Raw genomic sequence first — 14633 nt, forward strand, 5'->3', positions numbered from 1 at the left:
CTGGTAGACACCCCAGGTCGCCTCGACCTCGACGTGAGCGTCATCAACGAACAGCGCGCGTAGCCTGTCGCTCTGCTTGTCGGTGAGCAGGTCCGCGCCGGTGTGCAGCGTGCGCCGCGACTTGTAGAGCGGGTCGTCCCTGAACCCACGGTGCCCGTGGATCGCGAGTTGGACCCGGCGCCGGCACCTGTCGAGGGCGTCACCGGCCAGGCGCACGGCGTGGAAGGGATCCATCACCGTGACCGCGTCCGGGATCTCCTCTGCAGCGGCGGTCTTGAACCCGGTGAAGCCGTCCATCGCGACCACCTCGACCGCGTCACGGAAGGCGTCGTCGCGGTCGGCGAGCCAGGTCTTGAACGCCGCCTTCGACCGGCCCTCGACCATGTCCAGCAGCCTTGCTGGGCCGGCGCCATCGCGGACCGGGGTGAGGTCGATGATCACGGTGACGTACTTGTCGCCACGCCTGGTGTGGCGCCAGACGTGCTCATCGACGCCAATGACCTTCACGCCCTCGAACCGCGTGGGGTCGTTGATCAGCAGCCGCTTGCCTTCGGCCAGGACCGCGTTGTTGGCGGTGTCCCACGCGACCCCGAGTCCCTCGGCGACACGGGCGACGGTGAGGTGTGCGACCACGATCCTTCCAGCGCCCACCGCAGCCCGGTGCGCGAGAGCTTCGCGCGTGGCTCCGCCGCGGCGCTGGTGTCTTGTGATCGCGGATCCACCGATAACCTCCGGCGAATCTCGCAAGGGAGTCTGGGTGAAGTACCGCGTGAACAACGAGGCGGTCACCGACCTGTATCTGCGCCTTGGGCTCGCAATTGGGGAGTTCTGAAGCTCTCGCGGCGCGAGCGAACTCCGGCTAGCAGTGACGGGTCCTAATAGCTCCTCGCAATGACCTCGTCATGTGGTTCGGCCACGGATGCACCCGGATGCTTCGGCTAACAGGGCTGTAGCTTCGAGAGATTGGCCGCCTACTTTCCCTATGCCGGTCGTATCGACGCCAGCCGACAAGCTGCTCGATCGTGTGGGCGCCGCGCGCCAGGGAGAGGGATTTCAAGTTTCGAATCTATCTCGCCCGCGCCGACTGCCCGGCAGCGCACGGCGGATCGATCAGCCGCGCACGAGTCCTGGTAGCCAGGTCACCAACTCGGGGACGGCGAGAAGGAGTGCGATCACAACGAACTCGGCCAGGATCATAGGCAGGACGGCGCGAAAGATGCCTTCTGCCGTCGTCTTCTTCGAAATTCCCGCCGCCACGAACACATTGAGCCCGAACGGCGGGGTGACGAGTCCGATCTCGACGGCCTTGACGACGAGGATGCCGAACCAGATGCCATCCACGCCGATGCCCGCGGCGATCGGATAGAGCAGGGGGACGGTGATGAGCATCAGCGACAGGGACTCGAGGAATGCGCCGAGGATGACGAGCAGAATGATCGCGGCGATCAGCACGCCGTACACGGGAAGATCCGCGTCGATGATGAATCGGGCGAGTTCGGCGGGGATCCGCGTCGAGACAATGAAGTACGAGAAGATCGACCCGCCCAGCAGGAGGGCGAAGATCATCGCGCTGAGTGAGGTTGCCTCGGCGAACGAGTCCTTCAGGTTAACGGCGAGCTTCTTCGGGCCGGTGCGCCACAAGCGGATGCCCAGGATCACGAGTGCGATGGCCGCGGCCATCGCTCCAGATTCGGTCGCGGTGACGAGTCCCGTGTAGAGTCCGCCGACGATGATCAGGAAGAGACCTCCTGCGTAGAGCGCTCCGACGATGTTGCGACGCGTGATCGACGAACGCTCCGAAGCGATGACGAAAGTCTGAGTGAGTTCGGCACCCTGAACGCGCGATGACTTCTTGGCACCGCCCTTCGCTGCCGCGCCGGCTCGCGAGGCGACGACACCGGGCTCGGTGAGCGATCCCCGCCGATACATGATGACTACCATGATCGAGTAAACGAGGATGGTCAGGATCCCGGGAATGACGGCGGCGAGCAGCAGGGCACCCACGGATTCACCCGTCAGCGATGCGAAGACGATCAGCGCGATGCTGGGGGGGATCAGGACGCCAAGCGTTCCCCCGATGGCCACCAGGGCGGCGGCCGAGTTCGGGCGGTAACCGCTGTTCGTCATCTCTCCGACGGCCATCCGGCCCACGGTGACCACGGTGGCGGCGCTCGATCCCGAGACGGCACCGAAGCCGCCCGAAGCCAGGACGGTGGCGATTCCGAGGCTTCCCGGCAGGCGCCTCGAGAACTTTCTCGCAACGGCGAAGATATCCTCAGCCAACCCCGCTCGGGTTGCGATCACGCCCATCAACACGAACATGGGGATGATGACGAGAGAGTAGCTCGATACCGCGGAGAAAGGCTTCGACCCGATGGTGGCGACAGTGATGCCGGATCCCTCGAGCATGAGCAGGCCGATGCTGCCCGCGGCGGCCAGGCCGATCCAGATCGGCTGCTCACTGACGATGAACGCGATCAGGATAATGACCGCCACGGCCGCGATGATGAGTACCTCTACAGGCATGACTGGATCCGTCCGATCGGGCGAGAAGGTGATTTAGAAGGTGACATCACGCGCCGCGTCCGAAAGGTCGAAATCGTCCCGATCGCGCGATCGAGTAAAGACCTCGCGCCGCAGCGTCAATCCGTATTCGACGAGGAACACCGTGAGGCCGATCACGACCGCGACCCGAGCCGGCGACAGGGGTACCTTGGCGAGTCCGAAGCGGTACTCGCCGGTCTGGATTGACTGGATGGCCACGATCGCGGTGACGGCGACCATGACGACCACCACGATGATGCCGACAAGCCCGAACACTCCGATGACCACGCGTCGCGGTTTGTCGGACAACCTCGAGGTCATGATCGACGTTGTGATGTGCTGGCCTTCCGCCTGGGTCAGGCCCAGTGCCAGGAAGACCGAGATCGCCAGGACGACCTCGCTGTACTCCACGATTCCGGGCATACTCCGGCCCGTGATGGCGCGTGAGATGACCTCGGTGAGCGTCAGCGCCATCAGAATGAACACCGCGGCGCCCGCCAGCACGCCGAGCGGCCGGCTCACGTACTTTGTGAACAGCATCTTGCCCTGCCCTTTCTCTGAATGCTCTGCGTCGTGCCGGTCGGGTGCGATATGCCGCTGATCGACACGACGCAGAGGTGGTGCACTATCTTTGTGATCTTTGTGCGCAGATCACGACGCCGTCGACATAGTCGGTGGCGTTTTCGTCGAGCGACTCCATGTACGAGTCGTAGAAGGCATCGGCGTCGACGCCCTGGGCCTCGACCTGCGCCTTCCACTCGTCGAGAATCGTGTCTCCGACCGCGTCCTGCCAGAGCTTCTTCTCGGCGTCGGGCCACTGGGTAACCTCGCCCCCCTCCTCGAGGATGGTCGAGCACGCCTCTTCCTCGACGTCGCTGAGCGCTGACCAGTACGACTCGTCGAGCGTGTCGATCGCCTCGGTCAGGACGGCCTTGTGGTCCTCGCTCAGGCCGTCCCAGAAGGAGGTGTTCGCGACCAGCAGCGACGTCGCGTACATGCCGAGTCCCGCATCGACGACGTAGGGAGTCACTTCCTGCAGGCTCACGGACGGGATCGTGCCCAGGTTCATCGTCGTGAAACCGTCGACGACACCGCGTTCGACGGACTCGTAGATCTCGTTCAGGGCGAGTGCCACGGGATTCGCGCCGGCGAGCTGAACGGCGTTCGCGCTGTAGCTCGTGGCGCGGAGGCTGCGGCCGTCGAGCCAGTCGAAGCCCGGGACGGGCTCGGTCGTCGCCAGGATATTCGTGGTCGTGCCGTGCACCGTCAGGGGTGTGACGCCGCTCTCGGCGTACTCGGCGGCGAACGCCTCGTCGCTCTCCAGCAGGGTCTCCCATGTCGCCTCGGCGGCGGGAACGTCGGATGTAAGGAACGGCACGGTGGTCAGCTGCGAGAGGGGCAGCTCGGCCGGGTTGTAGTGCGTGGGCAGATACGCCAGGTCGGCGCGCCCGTCCCCGGCACCGGTGAGCAGGTCGGGACCGGCGAGCAGGGCGCCGTCCCAGAACGGCTCGATCGTGATCTCGCCGTCCGAGAGTTCGTCGACGGTGGTGACGAACTCTTCGAGAGCAACACCGTACGGGGTTGCAGGGCCGATCCAGGTCGCCAACCTGATCACCAACTCGCCGCCACTGCCGCCGTCTTCGCCGCCACTGCCGCCGTCTTCGCCGCCGTTCACGCCGGAGCATCCGGCGAGAGCGAGGGCTGCGACGACTCCGAACGCCAGCGTTCGGGCGTGACGTCGAGGCCTACTGATCGGGCTCATGAGCTAGTCCTTTCTAACTGTTGTGCACTCGTTGCGTGACCGGCTGCCGCTGTGCAGCCGGTCGGTAGGGACGCGGATGGTTCCCCACACGTGAAGGGGAGAGCGTCTGTTTCACTCACTGCCGCCCTGCGGCAGGTACCCGTCCCGGGAGACCCTGGGGAGAAATCGCGAAGGGAATGCTCGCAGTACAAACTCCTTTGTCGTGCGTTGTCCTCTTCGCGGAGACCGCGACCTCTGAAATACTAGCATTCGACCTCCGCAGAATGTCATCACCAATGTGGCCAGGCGATCTCGGAGTTTCCGTCGAAGAGTCCAGTCGATCGTCTTGCAACCTTCGCTATGCGGCGACCACGCCGCACCAGGACGTCCCACACAGTGGGACGACACTTTCCCTTAAGTGCGGTGTGCATAGGAGCGGGATGCCGCCGCCGCGGCCAATTGCACCGCCGCGGCGAGGCGCTCGGGATTGATCAACGTCGCGGGGCCGGTGACCGAGAGCGCCGCGACGGCGTCACCCCGCAGGTTGAGCACCGGTGCCGCGACACAGTTGATCCCGACGTTTCCCTCGCCACGATCGGCGGCCCACCCCCGCGCTTTGATCGCAGCTAACTCGGCTCGCCACGCGGCAGCAGAGGTGATTGTCTCGGGTGTCCGCCCCCGCAAACCCGCCCGAAGGATCGCCTGTATGGTCTCTTCCGGCGAGTGGGCGAGGATTGCCCGTCCGAGCCCAGAGCAATGCGCCGGAATCATCGACCCGACCTGCGACAGCATGGGCATGCGACGATGCCCACTGATCTTCTCGACCACTAGCACGTGCTCGCCGTCGAGCACGCCCAACTGGACGGCCGTCTGTGCGGCGGTGTACAGGTCCTGCATGAACGGCAGCGCAGCCTCCCGCAGTTCGCGTCGCACGGACACCAACCCGGAGAGTTCGAAGATGCGCGTGCCGATCCGATAACGGTCGTGCGGTTTGTCGAGCCACCCGAGCTTGATCATCCGGTCAGCCGTGCGGTGCACGGTTGACCGCGGAAGGCCGGAGCGACGGACGAGCGCCGCGAGGGTCAGGCTCCGATGCGCGTCGTTGAACGCATCGAAGATCGCCGCAGCGCGATCGAGTCCACCGGAGGGCGCCTCGCGCGCATCATTCGTGTCCCGGTCAGTAGGACTGAAATTTGTCTCCTCCGCCATGAGACCTCACTCTAAACCCGACGCACTTCAAAGGAGCAAGAGATGAGTGAGACTGGACCCGTCGCCATCGTGGGCGGCGGATCGACGGGAATCGGCAGGGCCGCGGGCGAAGCGCTGGCTCGCCGTGGCCACCGGGTCGTGCTCGTGGGGCGACGCCCCGATCGGCTGGAGCAGGCCGCGGACGAGCTCCGACTAGCAATGGGCGCGGAGGTGGGCTTCGTCGCCCACGATCTGTCTGAGCCGGACAGGGCCGACGCCTTCCTCGAAGAAGTGACGACCCGCTTCGGGGCACCCGATGTCCTCGTTCTGAACGCCGGCGGGCCGCCCCCCGCGCGTGTCGGTGAGCTCACGGACACGGATTGGCGCTCGGCGTTCGACCTCCTGCTGCTGGGGCCCGTGCGGATCTTGGAACGTGCGCTTCCGGGCATGGCGGAACGCGGATTCGGCCGCGTGATTGTCGTGACATCCACCGCTGTACGCCATCCGCAGCCGGGGCTCGCGGCATCGGTCGTCCTGCGTTCGGCGATGACGGCAGCCGCGAAGCTGTTCTCGCTCGAGTTCGCGGCAGGCGGTGTCACCGTGAACTGCGTAGCACCGGGCGCGACGGCAACCGAGCGCAGGACCGAGATCATCGCTGCGCGGGCCGCGTCCACCGGGCGGGAGTTCGAGGACGTGTCCTGCGAGGATTCTGCGGATGTCCCCGTCGGGCGTCCCGCCGAACCCGGCGAGATCGCCGCGGCGATAGCGTTTCTGGCTTCACCCGAAGCCGGATACATCAACGGCACCGTACTCACGGTCGACGGCGGACGGACGGTGACCATCTGATGTCGCTCAGCGGGCCCGGGTTCTCGCTCGGCGAGTTTCTTTCCTCGATTTCTGAGAATGTCCTTCCGGGCGAGGCCCGGCCCTTCGTCGTCCATGCGGACGAGCTCGAGGCGTTACCCGAGGGTCGGGTGCACAACCCCAGCGCACTGTCCATCGCGGGCCGGCTGCCGACGGTCACGTTCGAGATCTTCCGGCAAGAGATTCCTGCAGACAGGAGCAGCGACATGCAGCGTCATCACCACGAAACCGTGCATTTCGTCATTTCCGGCCACGGTCACACCGAGCTGGAGGACGAGACCGAAGCATGGGCCACCGGTGATTTCATCTACACGCCGCCCTGGACCTGGCACCGCCACTACAACGATTCGTCCGACGCGTCGGTCGAATTCCTGACGATCGAGAACTCGCGGCTCCTCGGCCTCCTCGGCCTGGGACGACGGCAGAGCGCCGGCCTGGTCTCGGTCGACGAGGCACGCCGCCAGTCGTGGGAAGAGTCATGAGTCACATCCGCACTCCCGCACGCGAATACATCCCAGAAAGGTATACACGTGAGTGAAATCGTAGGTTTCGTCGGCATGTCCCATGCGCCTTACGCGACGATGACCCCGCCGGCATCGCCAAACGCACCCGGAGGCGCGTTCATGGCCGACGTGGCTCGAGTATCCCGGGTCGTCACCGAGCTCGCACCGGATGTGGTGGTCGCGATCGGACCCGACCACTTCCACGGCAACTTCTACGACATGATGCCGCCGTTCGCGCTCGGGGTCGAGAAGGCGGAGGGCTTCGGCGATTTCGACACGTTCGCCGGTGAGGTTCCGATAGCGGGCGACCTCGCCTGGGCGGTTCACGCCGAACTCAGCGCCCGCGACTTCGACATCGCATTGTCGTACAACATCACGCTCGATCACGGCATCGTGCAGGGCTGGGAGATGATCAGTCCCGACAAGCCGATCCCGATGGTGCCACTCATCGTGAACACCGCCGCGCCGCCGCTTCCGAGCCTGCGTCGCAGCGCAGCTCTCGGCGAGGCTCTTGGTGCCGCGCTGCGCGCGTGGAACGGAGCCGAGCGTGTCCTGGTGCTCGCCAGCGGCGGGCTGTCCCACTGGCTGCCGAGCAATGATCCGCGCGAGCTGCCCGAAGAGCGGCGCACCCCGCTCATCCACGGGCGTGCGGACACCCGTGCTTTCGCCGCGGTCCGAGAACCTCGAGTGCGCGCAATGGGCGGCAACCCCGATGCCCGGGTGAACGTCGAGTGGGACCGATGGTTTCTCGACCAGATGGAGGCGGGCGACCCCACCCCGATCATCGAAGAGGGCCACGAAGGCCTCGAACTCAACGCGGGCAACGGGGGGCAGGAACTGCGCACCTGGATCATCGGACAGATCGCCGTCGGCAAGCCCCTCGTGTGGACGAGCTACGAGCCCGTCCCGGAGTGGATCACCGGAATGGGGATCGGCACCACCTTCCCGATCGCCTAGATGGCGACACCGGGCGTAGCCGCCGTCGAGTCCGAGCTGTGTTGCAGCCGGTCTGCGAGGGCTCGACCCACGGAGAGGATGTGCTCGGTCGCGAGTTTGCGCGCACCGGGCGCGTCCCCCCGTTCGATCGCCTGGAGGATGGCGTCGTGATCATGACTCACACGGAAGGAATTCGCATCGTCGGACGAGCCGAAGATCGTCGCGATCAGAAAATCGCTCTTGTCCCAGTACGCCTCGGCGGCTCGGATCACCTCGGGCGAGCCGGTCATCGTGTGGATCGCCGAGTGCACCCGCCGGTTGAGCAGCAAATAGTCGATCATAGGCACCTCTCCGGCAGAGACGCGTTCGTCCATCTCGGCGGTTCGCAGGCGAAGCTGTTCCATCTCGTCGGGAAGGACCCGTCCTGCCGCGATCTCGGCGGCCAGGCCTTCAACGTTGCCGAACACGCGGTAGAAGTCCCGTACCCCGTCGGCCGTGGGACGGATCGTCCGAACGCCGATCTGGGGGATGACCTCGACGAAACCTTCCCGGTCGAGGCGCTTGAGCGCTTCCAGGACCGGCTGTCGGCTCGTTCCGAGGCGTCCCGACAGATCGACGATGACGAGATCCTGTCCGACCTTGTACTTGCCGCGGATCAGATCCTGCTTGATCGCGCGGTAGACCATATCGCTCTTGCGGGGCGGCGATATGCCATAGGCCACGTCGGGAAGGCTCATACGCCAGATTCTAGCGTTTTAGCGTGCCCGGCTCGACTTTCCGACCCCACGCGGACTGCGGAATCGCCCCTGGCAACCGCGCCCGACTCCGAATGAATCAACAGAAAAGGAAAATTATGGAACCTCACCTCAGCATCTGGGGCGACTTCGCCGGCGTCGAATTGCGACAGCACTTCGTCAATGCGGCCGGGATCAGGACGCGAATCGTCGAGGCGGGCAGTGGCCCGACCCTGGTGATGGTGCACGGGACCGGTGGGCATCTCGAGGCCTACACGCGAAACGTTCGAGAACTGTCCCAGCACTTTCGGCTGGTGCTGTTCGACATGGTCGGGCATGGGCTCTCGGAAAAGCCCAACCGCCCCTACCTGATCGACTACTTGAGTGATCACCTGGTCGCCGTGCTGGACGTGCTGGGGATCGAGCGTGCACACCTCTCCGGTGAATCGCTCGGTGGATGGGTGGCCGCGTGGACGGCGGCCCACCACCCGGATCGCGTCGACCGCCTGGTGTTGAACACCCCCGGAAACATCACGAACAATCCGAAGGTCATGGCCGGCCTGAAAGCGTCGAGCCTCGCAGCGGTGCGCGACTCGACCTACGAGACCGTCCGGGCACGGGTGGAGTGGCTCTTCGGGGACAAGTCCCTGGTCACGGACGAGCTGATCCGCTTCCGCCAGCGGCTCTACCAGCAGGAGGGTTTCGAGCGGGCGATGGAGAACATCCTGGCTGTTCAGGACTGGGAGCACCGGGCCCCCTACATTTGGACGGCCGAATGGTGCGGAATGATCACGGCCCCGACGCTGCTGCTGTGGACGGACAAGGATCCGACGGCCACCGTCGAGGACGCTGAGATCCTGCTGAAACTGATTCCGGGCAGCACATTGGAAGTCATAAAGGGGGCCGGTCATTGGCCGCAGTGGGAGAAGCCTGAGGAGTTCAACAGCATGCACGTGCAATTCCTGGAGGGGTAGCCGTCTGCTATCATACTAAAATATTAGTAATGCGGGACTTTCAATGACGAGGGAAAAATGATGGTCGATCACGACGCGCACTTCGACGCGGACGTACTGGTTGTGGGCCTCGGTCCGATGGGTGGGACCACCGCGCTGGCGCTCGCTCAGTACGGCGTGCGAGTGAATGCGATCTCGCGCCAGCCGTGGTTGGCCGACACGCCGCGAGCGCACATCATGAACCTGCGCGCGGCCGAAGTGCTGCGCAGCCTCGGCGTAGAAGAGCGGCTCCAGGAGCAGGCCACGCCGTGGGAGTCGATCGGCGACACGCTCTTCACCACGAGCCTCGTCGGGCCCGAGGTCTTCCGCATGCGCACGTGGGGCACGGGCGACGATCGCCACGGCGACTATCTGCGATCGAGCCCGGCGACGATGCTGGACATCCCGCAGACCCTGGTGGAGCCGATCCTGGTGAACGCGGCGGCAGGCCACGGCGCGAAGATCTCGTTCAGCACGGAGTACATCTCCAGCGTGCAAGATGCGGAAGGAGTCACCGTCTCGCTGCGCGACCGGCTCAATGGGATCGACTACGAGCAGCGCGTCCGCTACCTGGTGGGCGCCGACGGTGCCCGTTCGCGGGTCATGGATTCAGCCGGGCTCACGGTCGAGGGACAGCTGGGTCGGGCGGGCCACGTGTACGCGCAGTTCCGCGGTGACCTCAGCCAGTACGTCGCCCACCGCCCGAGCATCCTTAACTTCATTGTCAATCCGGAGGTTGCCGTCGGAGAGATCGGCTTCGGGCTTCTGCGCGCCGTCAAACCATGGGACACCTGGATCGCCGGCTGGGGGTTCGACATGACGAAGGGGGATCCCGACGTAAGTCGAGAAACCGCCCTGGCACGGATCCGCGCGTACGTCGGCGACCCGGACTTCGAGCCCGAGATCACCTCGATCGCCCCGTGGTACGTGAACGAAGCGTCCGCGGCCGTGTACTCCAACGGCCGGATCTTCTGCGGAGGCGACGCGACGCATCGGCACCCGCCCTCGAGCGGCCTGGGGTCGAACACCTGCATCCAGGATGCCTTCAACCTCGCCTGGAAGCTCGCCTTCGTCGTGCAAGGCGACGCCGATCCGGTCCTGCTGGAGTCCTATACCGCCGAACGCGCGCCGGTCGGCAAGCAAATCGTCGCCCGCGCCAACCAGTCCCGCCGCGACTACGCGCCGATCCACGAAGCGCTCAAGCCCTCGTACGAGGGCGGACCCTCGGGCCCCGCCCGACTGAAGGCGCAGAACGCGGATGGCGCGGCGGCCCGTGCGGCGCTGGCCGCGGCGATCGACCTCAAGCAGTACGAGTTCAACGCGCAGGGCATCGAGATGAACCAGCGGTACGAGTCGAACGCGGTGATCCCGGACGCCCACGGAGCGCCCGAGATCTGGCAGCGCGACCGCGACCTGTACGTGCAGCCCACCACCCGCCCGGGAGCCAAGGTGCCACACGCCTGGCTGGTCGGCGCGAAGGGTCGCCGACTCTCGACTCTCGACATCGTCGGCGGGCCTTACTTGACAGTTCTGATCAGCCCGAGCGGCGTCGCATGGGCCGAGGCTGCCGAGGTGCTGGCGCACCCGCGGTTGCGGACCATCACGATCGGAGAACCCGGAGCGGACGACCTCTACTACGAATGGCACCGCGTCCGCGAGGTGGACGACGGGGGTGCCGTCCTGGTGCGCCCGGACGGGGTCGTCGCGTGGCGTGCGCTGACGGCGCCGATGGACGCGGCGGATGCTCGGGCCCAGCTCGAGGACGTCCTGGCTCGTCTGCTGGGAGCGCCCGCGCTCGCCGGGACCCGGGCATGAGCGCGACGCCTCCGGTGGTGACGGATCCCGCCATCGCGCAGATGGCCGACCGGCTGGTCACGGCCCTCCGCACGCGCGAGCCGATCGCGCCCCTGCGGGAAACCCTCGGCACCGACGTCGAAGCGGCCTACCGGGTGCAGGAAGCGGTGCTAGGACAACTGGCAAACGGCGGGAATGCCCGTGTCGGACGCAAGGTGGGCCTGACGTCCGAGTCCGTTCAACGGCAGCTGGGCGTCGATCAGCCCGACTTCGGCGTTTTACTCGCCGACATGGACGCCACGGCGCTGGCCGAGGTGCCCTCGGCACGTCTGCTGCAGCCGCGCATCGAGGCAGAGCTCGCGTTCTTCCTCGCCCGCGACGTGGACGATCCGGAGCTCGTGCTCGAGGCCGTTGATTGCGTCGGGCCGGCACTCGAGATCGTCGACAGTCGCGTCGCGGACTGGGACATCTCGATCGTCGACACGATCGCCGACAATGCGTCCAGCGGAATGTTCGTCCTGGGGGACGTGCGGGTTCCCCTGGCCGATATCGACACGGTGGCCATCGAGATGGTGTTGGAATGTGACGGCGAGGTGGTGTCGCGCGGAAACGGCGCGGCATGTCTGGGAGATCCCCGCACCGCGCTCCTCTGGGTGGCACGCACCGCGCACCGGTTGAACCGGCCGCTGCGTGCCGGTGAGGTGGTGCTGTCGGGCGCACTTGGTCCGATGGTGCCGTTCGGCCCGGGCACGAAGGTCACCGCGACCCTGACCGGACTCGGTTCCGTCTCGGCGACAGCGTCATAACTCGTCCGGTGAGCGGAACACCCGTCTCGGACGCCGGTGACCGAGCTTAAAGTCAACGTAGTCTCTCGCCCCGGTTAATACTGGCCGGGGCGCAAACCTGAAGACGAAGCGCGAAAGGCAGTCCATGACGAAGAAGAAGGTCGCCATTATCGGCTCCGGCAACATCGGAACCGATCTCATGTTCAAGATCATGCGGCTGAGCAGCTACCTCGAGATGGGTGCCATGGTCGGCATCGATCCCGAGTCCGACGGTCTCGCCCGCGCGCGTCGCCTCGGGGTCCCGATCACGGCAGAGGGCGTCGAGGGGCTCATCGCGCTTCCCGGGTTCGACGAGATTGAGGTCGTCTTCGACGCCACCAGTGCAGGTGCGCATAGGCACAACGCGAAGGCACTCGAGCCGTACAACAAGCTGATGGTAGATCTGACCCCCGCGGCGATCGGCCCCTACGTCGTGCCGGTCGCGAACCTCGAGGATCACCTCGATGCCGCGAACGTGAACATGGTCACATGCGGCGGCCAGGCGACCATCCCGATCGTGAACGCGGTGAGCGGCGTCGTGCCGGTCCACTACGCCGAGATCGTGGCATCCATCGCCTCGAAGTCGGCGGGTCCAGGAACACGGGCGAACATCGACGAGTTTACCGAGACGACCGCGACGGCCATCGAGCAAGTTGGGCGAGCCGCACGTGGCAAGGCGATCATCGTCCTGAACCCCGCCGAGCCGCCCATGATCATGCGCGACACGGTGCTGATGATCACAGAGCGACTGAGCGCCGAGCAGCGTGAATCGGTCACCGTCGCGATCCGCGAGCGCGTCGCCGCGGTCGCGGAGTACGTCGCGGGCTACCGTCTCAAGCACGACGTGCAGTTCAGCGATGAGGACGCCGAGCTCGACACGCTCGTCGACGAAGACCGAAGCGCGGCCGAGTACACCAAGATCAGCGTCTATCTCGAAGTGGAGGGCGCCGCGATGTACCTGCCCGCATACGCCGGAAACCTGGACATAATGACCTCGGCCGCCATGCGGACAGCCGAACGCATGATCACGGCACGACAGGAGGTGACCGCATGACCCGCATCTACCTGCAGGACGTCACCCTGCGTGACGGCATGCACGCGCTTCGCCACCGGCTCGACCCGGCCAAGGCAGCAGAGATCGCCCGCGCGCTCGACGCCGCGGGAGTCGATGCCATCGAGGTCGCTCACGGCGATGGACTCGCCGGGAACAGCCTGACCTATGGCGCCGGCTCGCACACCAACGGGGACTGGATCGAGGCCGTCGCCGCGGTCGTCGAGCACGCAGTGCTCACCACGCTGCTGCTGCCGGGCATCGGGACGATCTCCGACCTGCGACGCGCCTACGACCTTGGGGTACGCTCGGTACGGATCGCGACGCACAGCACCGAGGCGGATGTCGCCAAGCAGCACATCGAGACCGCGAAGTCATGGGGCATGGATGTCTCGGGCTTCCTCATGATGGCGCACCTGAACGACCCCGCCTCGCTCGCGCAGCAGGCGAAGCTCATGGAAAGCTACGGCGCCGACTGCGTCTATGTGACCGACTCGGCCGGACGCCTCACGATGGATGGCGTCCGCGACCGCGTGCGCGCCTATCGCGACGTGCTGAAGGCCGAGACCCAGATCGGGATCCACGCCCATCAGAACCTCTCGCTCGCTGTGGCGAACTCGATCGTCGCCATGGAAGAGGGCGCGACCCGGGTGGATGCTTCGCTCGCCGGCCACGGTGCGGGAGCGGGCAACACCCCGATTGAGCCGCTGGTCGCCGTCGCGAAGCTGCAGGGGTGGGAAGTGGGCGCGGATGTCTTCGCGCTGCAGGACGCGGCGGACGATCTCGTCCGGCCGCTGCAGGATCGCCCGGTCCAGGTCGATCGCGAGACGCTCACGCTCGGTTATGCGGGCGTGTACTCGAGCTTCCTGCGGCACGCCGAGCGGGTGGGCGCCCAGTACGGCCTCGACGCCCGCGACATCCTCCTCGGCGTCGGGCAACGCAACCTCATCGGCGGTCAAGAGGACATGATCGAGGATGTCGCGTTGGAGCTCTCGCGCCGAGGCTGACGCGCTCACCCCGGGACTGACACTCTCACCCCGGGGCTGACCTCTTTGACGAAGACGCGGTCGTGCCGAGGGCCGCCGAGACCTCTAGTTCCGACGCCGACACCGCGCCAGGTGCGAGTAAAGCCACCTGGCAGGGGAGTGAGATTCATCAGCGAGCTGATGGGAGTGTTGGGTGTGCTTGTTCTCCTGGGCGGGCTGGGCGAATTTCTTGCTCAACTGTCAGCGAACAATAATGCGAACAGGAGCAGCGGGAGCGCGAGTTCGAAACCCGCAGCGGCACTTCCGGAGGGGTACCGTGCGATAGGTTCCGGTATTGGCGTGAGGTCGCTACCAGACCAGCAATGCTCCACGTCGTTTGCTGGCTCATCCCAATCGGGGGTGTAGGAGTTGGGGTCTGAAGCCGCCGGTCTCGAGCAGGCTTCGGGCGATGTAGTTGGTCAGGTTGCGGAACCCGA

At 65.8% G+C, this 14633-nt stretch carries 13 protein-coding genes and 1 pseudogene; 8 read left to right on the forward strand and 6 right to left on the reverse strand.

What is annotated here, in order from left to right:
• The 5 genes and pseudogenes from AB0269_RS15115 to AB0269_RS15135 all read right to left on the reverse strand — a co-directional run.
• Nucleotides 1-707 (reverse strand): annotated as a pseudogene (locus AB0269_RS15115) (ISL3-like element ISPfr2 family transposase); the annotation flags it as partial.
• Nucleotides 708-1110: 403 nt separating this feature from the next.
• Nucleotides 1111-2526 carry a TRAP transporter large permease gene (locus AB0269_RS15120; protein ID WP_366212068.1) on the reverse strand — a complete coding sequence of 472 codons (1416 nt, stop codon included), beginning with the start codon at nt 2524-2526 and terminating at the stop codon, nt 1111-1113.
• Nucleotides 2527-2559: 33 nt separating this feature from the next.
• A complete protein-coding gene (locus AB0269_RS15125) occupies nt 2560-3084 on the reverse strand; it encodes a TRAP transporter small permease subunit (protein ID WP_366212069.1) in 525 nt (174 codons plus the stop codon).
• 85 nt (nt 3085-3169) lie between these two features.
• Nucleotides 3170-4306 (reverse strand): TRAP transporter substrate-binding protein DctP, encoded by a 1137-nt coding sequence (gene dctP, locus AB0269_RS15130; RefSeq protein ID WP_366212070.1) that lies wholly within the window; start codon nt 4304-4306, stop codon nt 3170-3172.
• Nucleotides 4307-4699: 393 nt separating this feature from the next.
• Nucleotides 4700-5494, reverse strand: coding sequence for an IclR family transcriptional regulator (locus AB0269_RS15135; RefSeq protein WP_366212071.1), 795 nt, complete (start codon nt 5492-5494; stop codon nt 4700-4702).
• A gap of 42 nt (nt 5495-5536) precedes the next feature.
• Between AB0269_RS15135 and AB0269_RS15140 the strand changes: the two genes are divergently transcribed.
• From AB0269_RS15140 to AB0269_RS15150, 3 genes are all read left to right on the forward strand, one after another.
• Nucleotides 5537-6319, forward strand: a complete 783-nt coding sequence (locus AB0269_RS15140) for an SDR family oxidoreductase (protein ID WP_366212072.1) — start codon at nt 5537-5539, stop codon at nt 6317-6319.
• The gene (locus AB0269_RS15145; RefSeq protein WP_366212073.1) at nt 6319-6819 is read left to right on the forward strand and encodes a cupin domain-containing protein; all 501 of its coding nucleotides are present in this window, start codon (nt 6319-6321) and stop codon (nt 6817-6819) included. Before AB0269_RS15140 ends, AB0269_RS15145 begins: the two co-directional genes overlap by 1 nt.
• Before the next feature lie 75 nt (nt 6820-6894).
• Nucleotides 6895-7797, forward strand: a complete 903-nt coding sequence (locus AB0269_RS15150) for a hypothetical protein (protein WP_366212074.1) — start codon at nt 6895-6897, stop codon at nt 7795-7797.
• Here AB0269_RS15150 and AB0269_RS15155 read toward each other — a convergent pair.
• Entirely contained in the window at nt 7794-8513 is a 720-nt protein-coding gene (locus AB0269_RS15155; RefSeq protein ID WP_366212075.1) for a GntR family transcriptional regulator, read from the reverse strand. The genes AB0269_RS15150 and AB0269_RS15155 overlap by 4 nt on opposite strands.
• 116 nt (nt 8514-8629) lie before the next feature.
• Between AB0269_RS15155 and AB0269_RS15160 the strand changes: the two genes are divergently transcribed.
• The 5 genes from AB0269_RS15160 to dmpG all read left to right on the forward strand — a co-directional run bounded on the left by AB0269_RS15160 (nt 8630) and on the right by dmpG (nt 14178).
• Entirely contained in the window at nt 8630-9484 is an 855-nt protein-coding gene (locus AB0269_RS15160; RefSeq protein WP_366212076.1) for an alpha/beta fold hydrolase, read from the forward strand.
• A 57-nt stretch (nt 9485-9541) separates the two neighbouring features.
• Nucleotides 9542-11317 carry an FAD-dependent monooxygenase gene (locus AB0269_RS15165; protein ID WP_366212077.1) on the forward strand — a complete coding sequence of 592 codons (1776 nt, stop codon included), beginning with the start codon at nt 9542-9544 and terminating at the stop codon, nt 11315-11317.
• A 41-nt stretch (nt 11318-11358) separates the two neighbouring features.
• Entirely contained in the window at nt 11359-12102 is a 744-nt protein-coding gene (locus AB0269_RS15170) for a fumarylacetoacetate hydrolase family protein (RefSeq protein ID WP_366212078.1), read from the forward strand.
• Between the two features lie 124 nt (nt 12103-12226).
• Nucleotides 12227-13174, forward strand: coding sequence for an acetaldehyde dehydrogenase (acetylating) (locus AB0269_RS15175; protein ID WP_366212079.1), 948 nt, complete (start codon nt 12227-12229; stop codon nt 13172-13174).
• Complete coding sequence (gene dmpG, locus AB0269_RS15180) at nt 13171-14178, forward strand: 4-hydroxy-2-oxovalerate aldolase (protein ID WP_366212080.1); 1008 nt, start codon at nt 13171-13173, stop codon at nt 14176-14178. The genes AB0269_RS15175 and dmpG overlap by 4 nt, the downstream gene beginning before the upstream one ends.
• Nucleotides 14179-14633: the final 455 nt, after the last annotated feature.

It is taken from the genome of Microbacterium sp. NPDC077644 (assembly GCF_040702785.1).
Taxonomy (GTDB): Bacteria; Actinomycetota; Actinomycetes; order Actinomycetales; family Microbacteriaceae; genus Microbacterium.

Excerpts from the sequence above, each read along its gene's own strand:
- AB0269_RS15120 (WP_366212068.1), bottom strand. The coding sequence starts at position 2,526 with ATGCCTGTAGAGGTACTCATCATCGCGGCCGTGGCGGTCATTATCCTG.
- AB0269_RS15125 (WP_366212069.1), bottom strand. The coding sequence starts at position 3,084 with ATGCTGTTCACAAAGTACGTGAGCCGGCCGCTCGGCGTGCTGGCGGGC.
- dctP (WP_366212070.1), bottom strand. The coding sequence starts at position 4,306 with ATGAGCCCGATCAGTAGGCCTCGACGTCACGCCCGAACGCTGGCGTTC.
- AB0269_RS15135 (WP_366212071.1), bottom strand. The coding sequence starts at position 5,494 with ATGGCGGAGGAGACAAATTTCAGTCCTACTGACCGGGACACGAATGAT.
- AB0269_RS15140 (WP_366212072.1), top strand. The coding sequence starts at position 5,537 with ATGAGTGAGACTGGACCCGTCGCCATCGTGGGCGGCGGATCGACGGGA.
- AB0269_RS15145 (WP_366212073.1), top strand. The coding sequence starts at position 6,319 with ATGTCGCTCAGCGGGCCCGGGTTCTCGCTCGGCGAGTTTCTTTCCTCG.
- AB0269_RS15150 (WP_366212074.1), top strand. The coding sequence starts at position 6,895 with ATGTCCCATGCGCCTTACGCGACGATGACCCCGCCGGCATCGCCAAAC.
- AB0269_RS15155 (WP_366212075.1), bottom strand. The coding sequence starts at position 8,513 with ATGAGCCTTCCCGACGTGGCCTATGGCATATCGCCGCCCCGCAAGAGC.
- AB0269_RS15160 (WP_366212076.1), top strand. The coding sequence starts at position 8,630 with ATGGAACCTCACCTCAGCATCTGGGGCGACTTCGCCGGCGTCGAATTG.
- AB0269_RS15165 (WP_366212077.1), top strand. The coding sequence starts at position 9,542 with ATGATGGTCGATCACGACGCGCACTTCGACGCGGACGTACTGGTTGTG.
- AB0269_RS15170 (WP_366212078.1), top strand. The coding sequence starts at position 11,359 with ATGGCCGACCGGCTGGTCACGGCCCTCCGCACGCGCGAGCCGATCGCG.
- AB0269_RS15175 (WP_366212079.1), top strand. The coding sequence starts at position 12,227 with ATGACGAAGAAGAAGGTCGCCATTATCGGCTCCGGCAACATCGGAACC.
- dmpG (WP_366212080.1), top strand. The coding sequence starts at position 13,171 with ATGACCCGCATCTACCTGCAGGACGTCACCCTGCGTGACGGCATGCAC.